10 protein-coding genes are annotated in these 14,345 nt (G+C 72.2%); 7 read left to right on the top strand and 3 right to left on the bottom strand.

The window, feature by feature from the left end; all coding sequences use genetic code 11:
- The first annotated feature begins 4 nt into the window (after positions 1 to 4).
- A complete protein-coding gene (locus LDL49_RS29490; protein WP_225295569.1) occupies positions 5 to 1,936 on the top strand; it encodes a DUF8034 domain-containing protein in 1,932 nt (643 codons plus the stop codon).
- Here LDL49_RS29490 and LDL49_RS29485 read toward each other — a convergent pair.
- The 3 genes from LDL49_RS29485 to LDL49_RS29475 form a co-directional block, all read right to left on the bottom strand.
- Positions 1,853 to 3,778, bottom strand: coding sequence for a bifunctional copper resistance protein CopD/cytochrome c oxidase assembly protein (locus LDL49_RS29485; RefSeq protein WP_225295567.1), 1,926 nt, complete (start codon positions 3,776 to 3,778; stop codon positions 1,853 to 1,855). The genes LDL49_RS29490 and LDL49_RS29485 overlap by 84 nt on opposite strands.
- A 104-nt stretch (positions 3,779 to 3,882) precedes the next feature.
- Entirely contained in the window at positions 3,883 to 5,451 is a 1,569-nt protein-coding gene (locus LDL49_RS29480; protein WP_225295565.1) for a M28 family peptidase, read from the bottom strand.
- A gap of 149 nt (positions 5,452 to 5,600) precedes the next feature.
- Positions 5,601 to 6,539: a methionyl-tRNA formyltransferase gene (locus LDL49_RS29475; protein WP_225295563.1), complete on the bottom strand. Its 939-nt coding sequence runs from the start codon at positions 6,537 to 6,539 to the stop codon at positions 5,601 to 5,603.
- 82 nt (positions 6,540 to 6,621) lie between these two features.
- Between LDL49_RS29475 and LDL49_RS29470 the strand changes: the two genes are divergently transcribed.
- From LDL49_RS29470 to LDL49_RS29440, 6 genes are all read left to right on the top strand, one after another.
- Positions 6,622 to 7,947: a lysine N(6)-hydroxylase/L-ornithine N(5)-oxygenase family protein gene (locus tag LDL49_RS29470; RefSeq protein ID WP_225295561.1), complete on the top strand. Its 1,326-nt coding sequence runs from the start codon at positions 6,622 to 6,624 to the stop codon at positions 7,945 to 7,947.
- 23 nt (positions 7,948 to 7,970) lie between these two features.
- A complete protein-coding gene (locus tag LDL49_RS29465; protein ID WP_225295559.1) occupies positions 7,971 to 9,029 on the top strand; it encodes a FecCD family ABC transporter permease in 1,059 nt (352 codons plus the stop codon).
- A gap of 98 nt (positions 9,030 to 9,127) precedes the next feature.
- Positions 9,128 to 10,192 carry a FecCD family ABC transporter permease gene (locus LDL49_RS29455; RefSeq protein WP_225295556.1) on the top strand — a complete coding sequence of 355 codons (1,065 nt, stop codon included), beginning with the start codon at positions 9,128 to 9,130 and terminating at the stop codon, positions 10,190 to 10,192.
- Positions 10,193 to 10,287: 95 nt separating this feature from the next.
- Entirely contained in the window at positions 10,288 to 10,533 is a 246-nt protein-coding gene (locus tag LDL49_RS29450; protein ID WP_225295555.1) for an MbtH family protein, read from the top strand.
- Positions 10,534 to 10,586: 53 nt separating this feature from the next.
- A complete protein-coding gene (locus tag LDL49_RS29445; RefSeq protein ID WP_225295553.1) occupies positions 10,587 to 12,476 on the top strand; it encodes an ABC transporter ATP-binding protein in 1,890 nt (629 codons plus the stop codon).
- Complete coding sequence (locus LDL49_RS29440; RefSeq protein WP_225295551.1) at positions 12,473 to 14,341, top strand: ABC transporter ATP-binding protein; 1,869 nt, start codon at positions 12,473 to 12,475, stop codon at positions 14,339 to 14,341. The genes LDL49_RS29445 and LDL49_RS29440 overlap by 4 nt, the downstream gene beginning before the upstream one ends.
- Positions 14,342 to 14,345 lie beyond the last annotated feature (4 nt).

Genomic DNA, 14,345 nt, shown 5'->3' with positions numbered 1-14,345 from the left:
CCATATGACCGACAGCTCCGCCCGGCGCCCGCCCGTTGTCACGGCGAGCGTCCCCGTCATCGAGCCACCGGCCTGGGCGCTGTCCCAGCGCGCGCTGTTCGACCTGCTGGACAGCGGGTGGCGGCTGTTCTCCTCCCGCTACACCCGGCCTGACGGCTCGCTGCGCTACTCCGGCCGGCTGTCCAGCCGCGACGGCGCGGACGACTTCTTCGAACCGTTCTTCAACTGGCCCCAGCTCTACCTGCTGGGCGGCGCGGACGACCTGCTCCCGGCGTGCGCCCACCACTGGGAGGGCGTGGTGGCCCAGATGACCGAGCTCGGCATGTTCGCCGACGAGTTCGAGATCGGCTACGACTGGTTCCACCAGGGCGAGAGCCTGCTCTTCACCTACTTCCTCACCGCCGCCGACCCGGCGGCCTGGGCGGAGCGGGCGACCCGGTTCGCCGATCTCTATCTCCCGGACCGGCCGAACCCGGACAACTACGACCCGGTCCACCGCATCATCAAGGCCCCGCACAACGGCAGCGGGGGAGCGCGCGACGGGGTGTCCGACACGCCCGCCTATCCCTGGACCGAGGCCGAGGCCGCGCAGTACGGCTACCCGCTGGACTGGCTGGTCCCGGCCGACGCGCCGGTGCCGCCGCTCGCCGAGGATCCGCGGCTGGGCGCGGAGATGCGCGAGCGCCTGGGCCGTGGCGACGCGGCCGGCAACCTGAGCGTGGCCGGCCTGGTCTGCAACGCCTTCCTGGTCTCCGGCGACGAGCGATACGCCGGCTGGCTGCGCGAGTACGTCGGAGCCTGGCAGCGCCGGGCCGAGGAGAACGGCGGGATCGTCCCGGACAACGTCGGCCTGGACGGTGTGGTCGGCAGCCAGTTGGACGGGCGCTGGTACGGCGGGCACTACGGCTGGACCTGGCCGCACGGCATGTACAGCGTCGGCCAGGCGACCGCCGTCGGCGCGCTCAGCGCCGCGCTGGCCACGCGCGACGACCGCTACCTCGACCTGGTCCGGTCGCTGCTGGACGCGATCATCGACCTGGGCGTCCAGCTGCCGTTCAGCCAGAGCGACTCGGCCAACCAGGGCCGCTGGCGCGCTCATCTCGGCTCGGACGTGGACACCCCCACCCTGCTCGTGCCCTACCGGCACAGCGACAGAGGCTGGTTCGACTACAACCCGATCCAGACCTCGGTCCCGCTCGCGCTGTGGCACCACACCGGCGCGCCCGAGGACCGGGCCCGCCTGGACGCGCTGCGCGCCGCGGCCGGGTATGACTGGGCGACGGTACGGCCGTTCCGCGACAAGGAGGAGGCCGGGCACGAGGAGCCGTGGTACGCCTATCTCTGCGGCGACAATCCGGACTATCCCCAGCGGATCCTCGCCGCCGCGCACGCCCAGGCCCGGCGTCGCGTCGCCCTGCTGCTCGCCAACGCCGACCGGGATCTGCCGGAGGAGGCGATCCACCTGTGGCAGAACGTCAACCCGGTGGTGACCGAGGCGCTGGCGCAGACGATGTGGGGCGGCCCGCAGGTCATCTACAACGGCGGCCTGCAGCAGGCCAGGGTCCGCTACTTCGACGCCGAACGCCGCCGCCCCGGCGTGCCGGAGCAGGTCGCCGCGCTGGTCAGCGCGATCGAGCCGGAGGCCACCGTGGTCACGCTGGTCAACCTCTCGGCCACGGACGACCGGGTGCTCATCGTCCAGGCGGGGGCGTTCGGCGAGCACGAGATCGTCACCGCCGTCGCGACCGGGGCCGAGCCCGGCTGGACCGGCCGCGACACCGAGTACATCCACCACCAGCCGGTGCCGTCGACCACCGAGGTCACGGTCGGCGGCCCGCATCTCACGGTGGAGCTACCGGCCGGCACCACCGTCACGCTGACCCTGCGGCTGCGGCTGCACGCTTACCAGCCGTCGTACCGGCAGCCGTGGGACTGAGCCCGTCCCCGTGCTCTTCCGCGACCGGGTCGGCCGTACGGCCAGGAGGGCGAGGGCGGCCACGGGCAGGGCCAGGTAGATCAGGCCGGCCAGCCATTGCCCGGCCGCCACGCCCGGCGCGCCGCGCGGGGTCACCTGCGCGAACCAGTCCCCGGCCAGCACCGGCCCGTACAGCAGGAGCAGGCCGGCCAAGACCTGTGCCGCGACGACGGCGGCGAGCACCCGCGTGCGATCCCCCCGGGCGATCGGCCGGGGCAGCGGGTCGACCCCGGCCAGCACCCAGCAGCACAGCAGCCCGGTGCCGAAGAACAGGCCCTGGGTGAGCAGGTGGACCGCCTGGTTGGTGACCGACCAGGCCAGCCACCCGGTGCCGTACAGGACGAGGACCGGCAGGACGTAGATGGCCACGAGGGTCATCGGATGAGTGAGCCGCCTGGCCAGGGGACTGTTCAGGATGACCGAGGCGACGTCGCCGTACTGTGAGCCGGGTGTGATGGCCCGCGCGGTCAGCGTCAGCGGCGCCCCGAAGGCCAGCAGCAGCGGGCCGATCACGTTGAGCACCGTGTACTGCAGCGCGTGCGCCGACGGCATCGCCCGCGCGTAGGCGCTCACGCCGCCGGCGAGCACCACCGCCAGCACCGCCACCCCGGCGAACCAGGCGATCGTCCGGCTCACCGGCCACGGCACGCCGGCGCGGGCGAGCCGGCGCAGCCCGGCCAGATAGCCGATGACCGGCAGCGCCAGGGCGAGCAGGACCAGCGGGTTCGGCCGGACCTCGGTGATCAGGTGGCCGACCGAGTAGGGCGCCAGGTTGTAGCCCAGCAGGTCGTCGTGGCTGCCGGTGGTCGGCGGCGCGGAGCGCGACAGGCCGACGGCCAGGCCCATGGCCGCCGCCATCACCACGATCTCGCCGGTGGCCAGCCGGACGAAGGTGCCTCGGGTGGGGCGTTCGGCGATCCCGGCGATGGTCCGGCGGCGGTGGATCCACCCGATGACGCCCAAGGCCACCAGCGCGGTCACCTTGGCCAGGACGAGCGTGCCGTACCTCGTCGTCCACAGCTGCGGCACCGAGTCCAGCCGGACCCAGGCGCCGGCCACGCCGGACACGGTCACCGCGACGAAGCAGCACAGGGCCAGCGTGCTGAATCGGGCGACGACGCCGGCGAGCCGGTCCGAGCGGCGGAAGTGGACCAGCACGGCCGCCAGGCCGCCGACCCACACGGCCGCCGTGAGCAGGTGCGTCATCAGCGCGGAGACCGCGACATCGTGATCTCCGGCCGAGGCCGCGTGACCGACGTAGGCGGGCGGCAGCAGGCCGAACGCGGCGGCCGCGAGCAGGGCCCCCGCCCACCGGGGCCGCCGGCCGTCCTGTACCCGCGAGGAGCCGAGCACCACGACCGTGGCCGTGCATGTCACCACGAGCATGGCCTGCGTCTGGGGGAGGGTGGTGCCGAAGTTCAGCAGGGTGAAGTCGCCGGCCACCTGGCTCGCCGGGAGGCTGAGGATGTTCGCGAGCGTCAGGAGGTAGGTCAGCAGCGCGCAGACCGCCCATCCCAGTGCCCAGCCGCCCGCGGCGCGTACGCAGGCGCTCGCCTCCGGCGCGTCGCGCGGGGCCAGGATTGCCCCGGCGACCAGCGTCCCCACCGTGGCGACGGAGCACAGATCCAGCGCCAGCCGGGCCAGCGGCACTCCCCAGACGGTCAGCGGATCGGGTGTCGGCAGCCCCTTGATCGGCGGCGGCGGTCCGCCTCCGCCGACCCATAACGCGCCTACCAGCGCCAGGACGCCGACCGCGATGGCTACACCGGCGTATAACAGGGCCCGACGCCCGGATGACAGCACCAGCGTCCTCCTTTGTCGGGGGACGTCCCTCTGCTGGGCAAGCGTCCCCCTATGGACGGGTACGTCCGCGTACCTGAGGTGGTTCGATGGCCGCGGGGGCCGATTTATCGCTTTGTTCTTCCGCGAAGCTCGGCGCCGGGGTCGGCGATCGCGGTGGCCGCCGAGCTCGCCGCGGTTTCGGTGGCGGCGGCCGGGCCGGGCAGGATGGGCTTGAAGGCGTAGATCAGGGCGGCGGCGGCGATGGCGCCGGTGTTCAGCGCGAGAGCCCGGTCGTTGATGTTCGCCGTGGTGTCGCAGGCCTTGTGGTAGCACGCGTCGTACGGCTGACCGGCCGTACCACCGAACATGGCCGCCTCCTGGGCCGTCTTGATGCCCTCGGCCCCGGTGAACAGGCCGCCGGAGGCGATGCCGGCCGCGATGAACGGGCCGTAGTCGGAGCGGCCGTCGAAGTCGGTGCCGTTGTGGCCCTGGCCCAGCAGGTCGTAGTAGTGCTCGAACAGCTTCTCGATCTCGGCAGAACCGGGCGGGCCGGCGGGCTCACCCGTGGCGTCGGAGTCGTCACCGTCGTAGATCTTGAAGGCGTAGTTCGGTGAGGCGATCATGTCGTAGTTGAGGTAGAGCTTGATCTGGCTCCGCCGGGCGGGGCTCAGGTGGTCCACGTAGAACTTCGAGCCCAGCAGGCCCAGCTCCTCCGCGCTCCACCAGGCGAAGCGGAGCTTGTTCCGGGTGGGGATCTTGCCGAGCGCCTCGGCGACGGCCAGGAGCGCCGCGCTGCCCGAGCCATTGTCGTTGATGCCCGGTCCCTCCAGGACGGAGTCCAGATGCGCCCCGGACATGACCACCTTGTTCGGGTTGCCCCACGGGGAGTCGGCGATCACGTTGGAGGTGGTGCGTACCTCGCTGATCGTGTCGGTCTTGAGGTGGACCGTCGCCCCCGTGGCGAGCTCCTGGCCGACCGCGAAGGAGGCGCCGACGACCGGGATGGAGACCGGTTCGCCGAGGTTGCCGCGCGGAGTCTCGGTACGGCCCGGCTGGCCCTCGTTGAAGATGATCGCGGCCACGGCGCCCGCCGCCTGGGCGTTCCGCGCCTTGACGTGGAAGGTGCAGGTGCCGCGCTGCAACAGCGCGATCTTGCCCGGCGTGAAGCCGGCGAAGTCGGCGGCCTCGCAGCCGGACGTGGAGGTGCTCGGCGCCGGGCCGGGCGGCAGGACCAGGTCGACGTTCTGCAGGGCCGCGATGACGTCGCCGCGCCCGGAGTAGCTCATCGTGGCGAACTCGCCGAGGGTGGAGCCGTCGGGCGGGGTCGGGGTGTAGACCTTGCGCGCCGGGGCGACCCGCTCCATCAGCGCGGTGGATCTCTCCTGATAGAAGGGGAACTCGAACGGCTGCACGGTCACGTGGTAACCGGCGGCCCTCAGCTTGGCGGCCACGTAGTCGCGCGACGCCTCGTGGCCGCGGGTGCCCGCCGCGCGGGTGCCGTGGTGGATGTCGGCGAGGAGCTGCAACGCCCGCAGGTGCTCCTTGACCGCCGCGAGGGCCCGGAAGCCCATCAGCCTCCCCTCGGCAGGGCCGGGGGCGGCGTCGGCGTGGGCGGCGACGGGGACGGGGACGAGGGTGAGTGCCGCGACCACGGTGAGGGCGCGGTAGACACCCCCGCGCATGACGGTACGCATAGGGCTCCTCCAACTGGCGGTGGATGTAGTGCGATTCGGACACCATCAGCCGGGAAGAACCTGGCGACCGCCAGTCAGATGATCACCCCATTCTAGGAGCGGGCCCCGCGAAAACCGGACACCCTCAGGCGCTCAGGCATGTCGTAGCGCTATCCGAGGTAGCCGCCCATGGTGCGGAAGTAGTCGGTGGCCGCGTGCTCGGCGCCGTCCGGTGTCCGCAGCCGTTCGACCACCAGCCCGCGCCGCCGCCCCGTGCGCGCGTCCGCGCCGGCGACGATGACGACCCCGTCCCCCTCCCGGATGAAGATCCGGCCAGGGGTGCCTCCGTAGCGGGCCCGCGACACCGCGGCCGAGACGATCTGGATCCGCTCCCCGCGATGGTGGGTGAACGCGTTGGGATACGGGTCGGACTGGGCGCGGACCAGCCGCTCCAGGTCCTCGGCCGGCCAGGACCAGTCGATCCGGCTGTCCTCGATCGACCGCTTGTGGAAGAAGGTGGCCTGGGTACGGTCCTGGGCGACCCAGCGCGCCCGGCCGGAGGCGATCAGTTCCAGGGACTCCCGCACGATCGGCTCGATCAGGTCCACCGTCCGGTGGAAGAGGTCGGTCACGGTGTCGCCGTCCGCCACGGATACGGCCCGTTGCAGCAGGATGTCGCCCGCGTCCAGCTCGGCGTTCATGCGGTGCGCGGTGACCCCGACCTCCTTCTCCCCGTTGATCAGGGCCCAGATCAGCGGGGAGAAGCCCGCGTACGCCGGAAGCAGCGAATCATGGATGTTGAGCGTGCCGTGCGGCGGCAGATCGAAGATCTCCGGCGGCAGCCAGGTCCGCCAGTTGTTGGCGACGATGATGTCCGGCGCGGCGTCCCGGAGCGTCTGGAGGAGGCCGGCGTCGTCGGGCCGGTTGCGCAGCAGCACCGGCACGTCGTGCTGCTCCGCGAGCTCCGCGACCGAGTCGTCCCAGATCTTCTCGTAGGCGTGCTCGCTCTTGGGATGGGTGACGGCGAGGACCACGTCGTGGCCGGAGTCGAGCAGGGCGCGTAATGTCCGATGGCCCCATGTCTGGTACCCGAACATGACCACTCGCATGATCGATCCTCTCTGCCCATGATTCTTGAAAGGTTAGCCTTACCTTATCTACTATTGCCCCGATAAGGGAGGCGATGCCGCGGTGGAGACCCTGCCGAGTGGTCCGGACACGATCTACGACATCCTGGGAGTCGGATTCGGGCCATCCAACCTGGCGCTGGCCATAGCCGTCGACGAGCACAACGCGCGGGTCCCGGAAGCGGACCGGCTGCGCGCCGGGTTCCTGGAGAAGCAGGCCGCCTTCGGCTGGCATCGGGGCATGCTGCTCGACGACGCCACCATGCAGGTGTCGTTCCTGAAGGACCTGGTCACCATGCGGGACCCAGCGAGCGACTTCAGCTTCCTGTGCTACCTGAAGGAGCGCGGCAGGCTGGTGGACTTCCTCAACCACAAGACGCTGTTCCCGTTACGCATCGACTTCCACGGCTACTTCGAGTGGGCCGCGGCCCGGATGCGGGAGATGGTCGAGTACTCCGCCGAGGTCGTCTCCATCGAGCCGGTCGTCACAGAGGACGGCGCGGTCCCCCTGTTCGACGTGACCAGCCGCGACCCCGGCGACCCGGAGCGCTTCATCGTCCGCCGGACCCGCAACATCTGCGTCGCCACCGGCCTGGAACCGCACCTGCCGCCGGGCGCCGCCCTGTCCGACCGGGTGTGGCACAACAGCGAGCTGATCCCGCGCGTGGCCGCCCTCACCGAGGCCGGCGTCCCGGTGCGCCGGATCCTGGTGCTCGGGGCCGGGCAGAGCGCGGCGGAGACGGCCGACTATCTCCACCGGACCTTCACCGGCGCCGAGGTGTGCGCGGTGTTCGCGAAGTACGGCTACACCCCGGCCGACGACAGCCCCTTCGCGAACCGGATCTTCGACCCCGAAGCCGTCGACACCTTCTTCCAGGCTCCGCCCTCGGTCAAGCAGGCGCTCCACGAGTATCACCGGGGCACCAACTACTCGGTGGTCGACATGGACCTCATCGAGTCCCTGTACGCGACCATGTACCGCGAGAAGGTCCAGGGCAACGAACGCCTGCGCATCCTCAAGGTCTCCCGCATCAGGGACGTCAGCGTCAACGGCGACCGCCTGGACGTCACGGTGGAGTTCCTGCCCACCGGCGAGCGGGAGGTGCTGGCCACGGACATCCTCGTGCACGCCACCGGCTACCGCCCTCAGGACCTCGGCGCCGTGCTCGGCGAGACGGCCAAGCTCTGCCTGCGCGACGAGGAGGACGAGGTCCGGATCGGCCGCGACTACCGCGTCGAGGTGCCCTGGCACGTGTCGGCCGGCATCTACGTACAGGGGGCCAGCGAGCACACGCACGGCATCACCTCCACCCTGCTGTCCACCACGGCCGTCCGCGCCGGCGAGATCCGCGACTCGCTGCTCGCCAACCGCGCGCGAGCCACGAGCTAGTGGTATCCCTGCGCCCACAACCTTTGCCGAAGCAGCCCAAGCAGCCGAAACAGACGGAGCGGCAGCCGGCCGGCGGCGTCGCCGCGACGAACGCGGGCCGGAGCGCGTGGCTGGCGGTGTGCGTGGCGCTGCTGGCCGTCGCCTGCGTCCTGAGCATCGTCATCGGCACCAGGAACATCGCGCCGGGCACGGTCTGGAACGCCTTCGCCCACTTCACCAACACCGACGACCAGGTGCTCGTACGCGAGCTGCGTGTCCCCCGGACCGCGCTGGGCCTGCTCGTCGGCGCGGCGCTGGGCATCGCGGGCGCGCTCCTCCAGGCCGTGACCCGCAACCCGCTGGCCGACACCCAGATCCTGGGCGTCAACGCGGGCGCGGGCCTGTTCGTGGTCTTCGCGATCGGGGTGCTGGGGCTCACCGGGATCTGGTCGTACGTGTGGTTCGCCTTCCTCGGCAGCGCCGTCGCGATGGTCCTGGTGTACGCCCTGGGCTCGGCGGGGAGCAGGGGCGCGACGCCGATCCAGCTGACGCTCGCCGGTGTGGCGCTCGGCGCGGTCATGGAGGGCGTCTCGGCCGGGATCCGGCTGCTGAAGCCGCGGGCGTTCGACTACCTGCGGTTCTGGGACGTCGGCACGCTGGCGGGCCGGCCGCTGTCGATCGCCGGAGCCGTCGCGCCGTTCGTCGCGGCGGGGCTGGTGCTGGCGCTGGCCGTCGCGCGTTCGCTCAACGCCATCGCCCTCGGGGACGATCTCGCCCGGTCCCTCGGCACGAACATCGCGCGGGCCCGGGCGCTGTCCATGATCGCGGTGACCCTGCTGGTCGGCGCGGCCACCGCGGCAGTCGGCCCGATCGGGTTCGTGGGCCTGATGGTGCCGCACGCCGTCCGCTGGGTCGTCGGCCCGGACCAGCGGTGGATCTTCGCGTACACGATGGTGTGCGCGCCGGTCCTCCTGCTCGCCGCCGACGTCGCCGGCCGGGTGGTCATCCGGCCGGCGGAGCTGCAGGCGGGGATCGCGACGGCGTTCGTGGGCGCGCCGGTGCTGATCTGGCTGATCCGCCGCAGAACGGTGAGCGGCCAGTGACCGGCCCGGTGGGATCCGGCCCGGTGGGATCTGGTCCGGTGGGATCTGGTCCGGTGGGATCTGGTCCGGTGGGATCTGGTCCGGTGGGTTCCGGTCCGGTGGGTTCCGGTTTGGCGGGTTCCGGCCTGGACTTCGGTCGGCGGGTCGTGGTCGTGCGTGGGGCGTCGGTGTCGCTGCGGTTCGGCGTGCGGACGGCGGTCGTCTGCGGCGTGCTGGGTCTGGCGGCCCTCGCGGTGGGGGTGCTCGCTCTCGGCACCGGCGAGTTCGAGGTGCCCGTGGGGGAGGTGGTCCGCACCCTGCTGGGCGGCGAGCCGGGTCCCGCCCGGCTGGTGATCGTGGAGTGGCGGCTGCCACGGGTGCTGCTGTCCCTGCTCATCGGGATGGCTCTCGGGTTGAGCGGTGCCGTGTTCCAGTCGTTGATGCGCAATCCCCTGGGCAGCCCCGACGTGATCGGCTTCAACACCGGGGCCTACACCGGAGTGCTGGTCACGATGATGTTCGTCGGCCGCGACTACTACCAGACGGCCGCGGGCGCGCTCGCGGGCGGCCTGCTCGCCGCCGCCGTGGTCTACCTGCTGGCCTACCGGAAGGGCGTCCAGGGGTTCCGGCTGATCATCGTGGGGATCGCGGTCAGCGCGATCCTCGGCGCGGCCAACCAGTGGTTCGTCATCAAGGTGAACCTGCAGACCGCCGTCGCCGCCGCGATCTGGGGCCAGGGCAGCCTGAACACCCTGACCTGGGACCAGTTCCTGCCCGTGGCCGTCTCGGTCGCGCTGCCGACCGCCCTCCTGGTGGCCCTCGGGCCGCGCCTGTCCCTGCTGGCCATGGGGGACGACGCCGCCGCGGCGCTCGGCGTGCGGACGGAGCGGTCGCGCCTGGCGTACCTCGTCATCGGGGTCGCCCTGACGGCGGTGGCGACGGCCGCCGCCGGGCCGATCTCGTTCGTCGCGCTCGCCGTTCCGCAGCTGGCCCGTCTGCTGACGCGTACGGCCGGCATCGCGATGGCGCCGTCCGCGGTCACGGGCGCGCTGCTGCTGGCCACGAGCGACTGGCTCGCGCAGCGGGCCTTCGCCCCCACCCAGCTCCCGGTCGGCATCGTCACGGTGTCGCTGGGCGGCGTCTACTTCGCCTGGCTGCTGGCCGGGCACGCGCGCAGCCGATGAGGAGGGTCATCGCCGTCGTGGCGCGGGGCGACCCTGCGACGAACGTCCCGCGTTACCCCCCGTTCCTCACTCACCCCCGATGCCGAGGAGGCACAGTGTCCGACAATCCCTTCGACGACGAGAACGGCACCTTCTACGTCCTGGTGAACGACGAGGAGCAGCACTCCCTGTGGCCGACCTTCAAGGAGGTGCCCGGCGGCTGGCGGATCGTCTTCGGCGAAGGCGGCCAGAGCAAGCGGCAGGAGTGCCTCGACTACGTCGACGCCAACTGGACGGACCTGCGCCCCAAGAGCCTGCGTGAGAGCATGGCCCGCGCGTCGGCCCAGGTGAACGACAGCTGAACGCGTCAGCCACGGCGCGGCCCCGGACGGGGTGGCGCGTTCTCCTGCGTACGGTGACCCGCAACCGGCGGCGGCTGGGCCTGGGAACCGCTCTCATCAGCCTCCACCAGGTGTGCGAGTCACTCGTGCCGATTCTCATCGGGGTCATCGTCGACCGGGCCATCGGCCCCGGCGACGGTGGCGCCCTCGTGCTGTGGGTGGCGGCCCTGGCGGTGCTGTTCGTCGTGCTGACGACGGTCTACCGGTTCGGCGCCCGGCAGCTCATGTTCGCCATCGCGGTGGAGGCCCACACCCTCCGGGTCGAGGTGGCGGAGAAGATCACGCATCCGCGCGGCATCCGTACCGATCAGCGTGCCGGGGACCTGCTCACCGTCTCGACCACCGACACCGACAACACCTCGTACCTGCTGGACTATGTGCCGCGCGTCGCCGGCGCGGTGACGGCGACCGTGGTGAGCGCCGTCGCGCTGCTCGTGATCGACTGGCGGCTCGGGCTGGCCGTCCTCGCCGGGACACCCGTGGTGCTCCTCGCGCTGCAGGCGGGCACGCCGTTGATCACCAAGCGGGTCACCGAGCAGCAGGAACGCGCGGCGGAGGCCACATCACTGGCGACCGACCTGGTCAGCGGGCTGCGCCCATTGCGCGGCCTCGGCGCCGAGGAGGCGGCCGCCCAACGCTACCGGGAGGTCAGCCGCCGGTCCTTGCGGGCCGTCGTGCGGGCGGCCCGCACTCAGGGCGTGTACGTGGCCGCCTCGACGACCTGCGGCGCGCTGCTGGCCTGCGGGATCGCGATCCTGGCCGGGTGGTTCGCGCTGACCGGGCGGATCAGCGCCGGGGAGCTGATCACCGTGATCGGGCTCGCCCAGTTCCTGATGGAACCGATCGGGCTGCTCGCCATCGTCCCGAGTTGGGTGGCGGAGGCACGGGCGTCAGCCGAGCGCGTGGCCGTCGTCCTGAACGCGACCCCACTGGTGCCTGACGGCACCGAGCCACTCGGCGACGGGGTGCCCGGCGACGGGGTGCTCGGCAGCGGGGCGGTCGGCGACGGGGCGTCCGCAGACGGAGCGCCCGGTCTGGAGGTGCGCGCCCTCAGATACGGCACCCTCGACGGGGTGGACCTCCTCGTGCGTCCCGGCGAGTTCGTGGGCGTGGCGGCGCACCGCTCCGCCGACGGAGAGGCGCTGGTCAAGGTCCTCTCGGGGCGGGTGGCGCCGGAGGAGTACGGCGGCCGGGTCCTGGTCGGCGGCCGGGATCTGACCCGGATACGGCTGGCACACGCCCGTCGGACGATGCTGGTGGAACCCCATCACACGGACCTGTTCACGGGCACGATCCGGGACAACCTCACCGTCGGCGCACTGGCGGCGGGCCGGGGGGTACCGGCGGACCCTGTGAGCGCGGTGAGTTCGGCGGATCAGGCGGGCTCGGTGGGCTCGGCCGGTCAGGCTCTGCTGGGTGGGGTGCCGGATGGGATGTTGACTGAGGTGCTGGCTGCCTCGGCCGCCGACCAGGTGCTCTCCGCACATCCCGACGGTCTGGAGCACGTGGTCACCGAGCGGGGTGCCAGCCTGTCGGGTGGGCAGCGGCAACGGGTCGCGCTCGCCCGGGCGCTCCTGGCCCGGCCGCCGATCCTCGTGCTGCACGACCCGACGACGGCCGTGGACGCCGTCACCGAACACGCGATCGCCCAGGGCGTACGGGCGCTGCGGCACTCGCAGGATCCCGGCCAGGGCGTACAGCTTCCTGGCCAGGACGTACAGCCTCCGCGGCACCCGCGCGGCGAGGCGGGGCCGTTCACCACCGTCGTGGTCACGAGCAGCCCCGCGATGCTGGCCGCGACGGACCGGGTCGTCGTCATCGACGGCGGCCGGGTGGTCGCCGAAGGCAGCCACGCCGAACTGGCCGCAACCGACAGCGACTACAACCGGGCGGTACTGAGATGACCGGATCAGCAGGCGTCGGGACGGGCGCCGGGCCCGCTCGCGATCTGCTCCCCGAAGCCGGGCCCCCTCGCGAGCTGCTCCCGGTCGCCGGCGCGCGCCTCACGTGGTCATGGCTGTGGCGGGAACTGCGCGCCCGGTGGCCGAGCCTCACCTTCGCGCTGCTGGTGGGCCTGCTGGGGGCGGTCGCTTCCGTGGTGCCGGCGTACGCGCTGGGCAATCTCGTGGACCGGGTCCGGGAGCACGCCCCCGGCTCCGCGATCGTGCCCATCACGATCGTGATCACCGTCGCGGCCGTGGTCGGAGGGCTGGCCACCGGCCTGGCCACGTACCTGATCGGCCGGTTGTGCGGGCAGATCCTCGCGGTGCTGCGGGAGGCGACCGTCGCCCGGGCGCTGACCCTGCCGGCCACGACGCTCGAACGGACGGGGAAGGGCGACCTGCTCTCGCGGGTGGGCAGCGACGCGGCCGCTATCGGCAAGGCGGCCTCCGACGTGATCCCCACGATGATCTCGGCGTTCCTGCTGGGTGTCCTGAGCGTCGGCGCGATGGCCGGGATCGATTGGCGGCTCGGGCTGGCCGGCGCGGTCGCGGTGCCGTTGTACGCGGTGGCGCTGCGGTGGTACCTGCCGCGCGCGGCGCCCCAGTACGCCCGGGAGCGGCAGGCGGTGGCGGACTCCTCGCAGCTCCTGGTGGAGAACATGCAGGGTGTACGCACGGTGCACGCCTACCGTCTGGAGCAGGCGCGGCTGCATGACATCGGGATCGCCTCCGGGCGGGCCCGGGACATCTCGGTCTCGGTCTTCACGCTGTTCACGCGCTTCGTCGGCCGGGTCAACCGGGCGGAGTTCTTCGGATTGGCCGCGATCCTGGTGGCGGGGTTCCTGCTGGTGCGCGGGGGTTCGGTGACGGTCGGTGAGAGTGCCGCCGCGGCGGTCCTCTTCCATCGGCTGTTCAACCCGATCGCGATGCTGCTGTTCACCTTCGACGAGGTACAGGCGGCGGGCGCGAGCCTGGCCAGGCTCGTCGGGGTGGTCGAACTCCCTCCGCCACCCCGACCGGTCACCGGCCACGGCCCGGATCGCGCGCCACGCGTACCTGCGGACAGCTCGCTTGAGTTGTCCGGTGTGCGCTTCAGCTATGACGGTCAGGTCGATGTGGTTCACGGTGTGAGCGTGCGGGTCGCGGCGGGTGCGCGGGTGGCGTTGGTGGGGTCGACGGGGGCGGGTAAGTCCACCCTCGCGGCGATCGCGGCCGGGATCCTGCGGGCCGGGCACGGCGAGGCGCGTGTCGGCGGTGTACCGCTGGCGGAGCTGGCTCCGGCGGAGCTGCGTGAGCGGGTGGCGATCGTCACCCAGGAGACCCACGTCTTCGCCGGGCCGCTGATCGAAGACCTGCGCCTGGCCCGGCCGGGGGCCTCACCGGACGAGGCCGCCGCGGCGCTGGACACCGTCGGCGCGCTGGACTGGGCGCGGAGCCTTCCCGACGGCCTGGACACGGTGGTCGGTGAAGGCGGTCACGAGCTGACCGCGGCCCAGGCCCAGCAACTCGCCCTCGCGCGGCTGGTCCTCGCCGACCCCGCGATCGCCGTCCTGGACGAGGCCACGGCGGAGGCGGGCAGCCTGGGCGCCCGCGACATCGAGGCGTCCGCCGCCGCGGCGACCCGGGGACGGACCACCCTGATCGTCGCCCACCGCCTCACCCAGGCGGCGTCGGCCGACCGGGTGGTCGTCCTCGAACACGGTCAGGTCGTCGAGGAGGGGCCGCACGACGAACTGGTCGCCGCAGGTGGCCGGTACGCCGAACTGTGGCGGGCCTGGGAGACGCGCACGCCCACTTCCCTATCAAGTAAGGCTAGGCTAACCTAAATTT

Origin of the sequence: Nonomuraea aurantiaca (assembly GCF_020215705.1) — a bacterium.
Classification (GTDB): domain Bacteria; phylum Actinomycetota; class Actinomycetes; order Streptosporangiales; family Streptosporangiaceae; genus Nonomuraea; species Nonomuraea aurantiaca.
The sequence above is the reverse complement of the archived record's forward strand: the minus strand, read 5'-3'. Positions and strand labels throughout refer to the sequence as shown.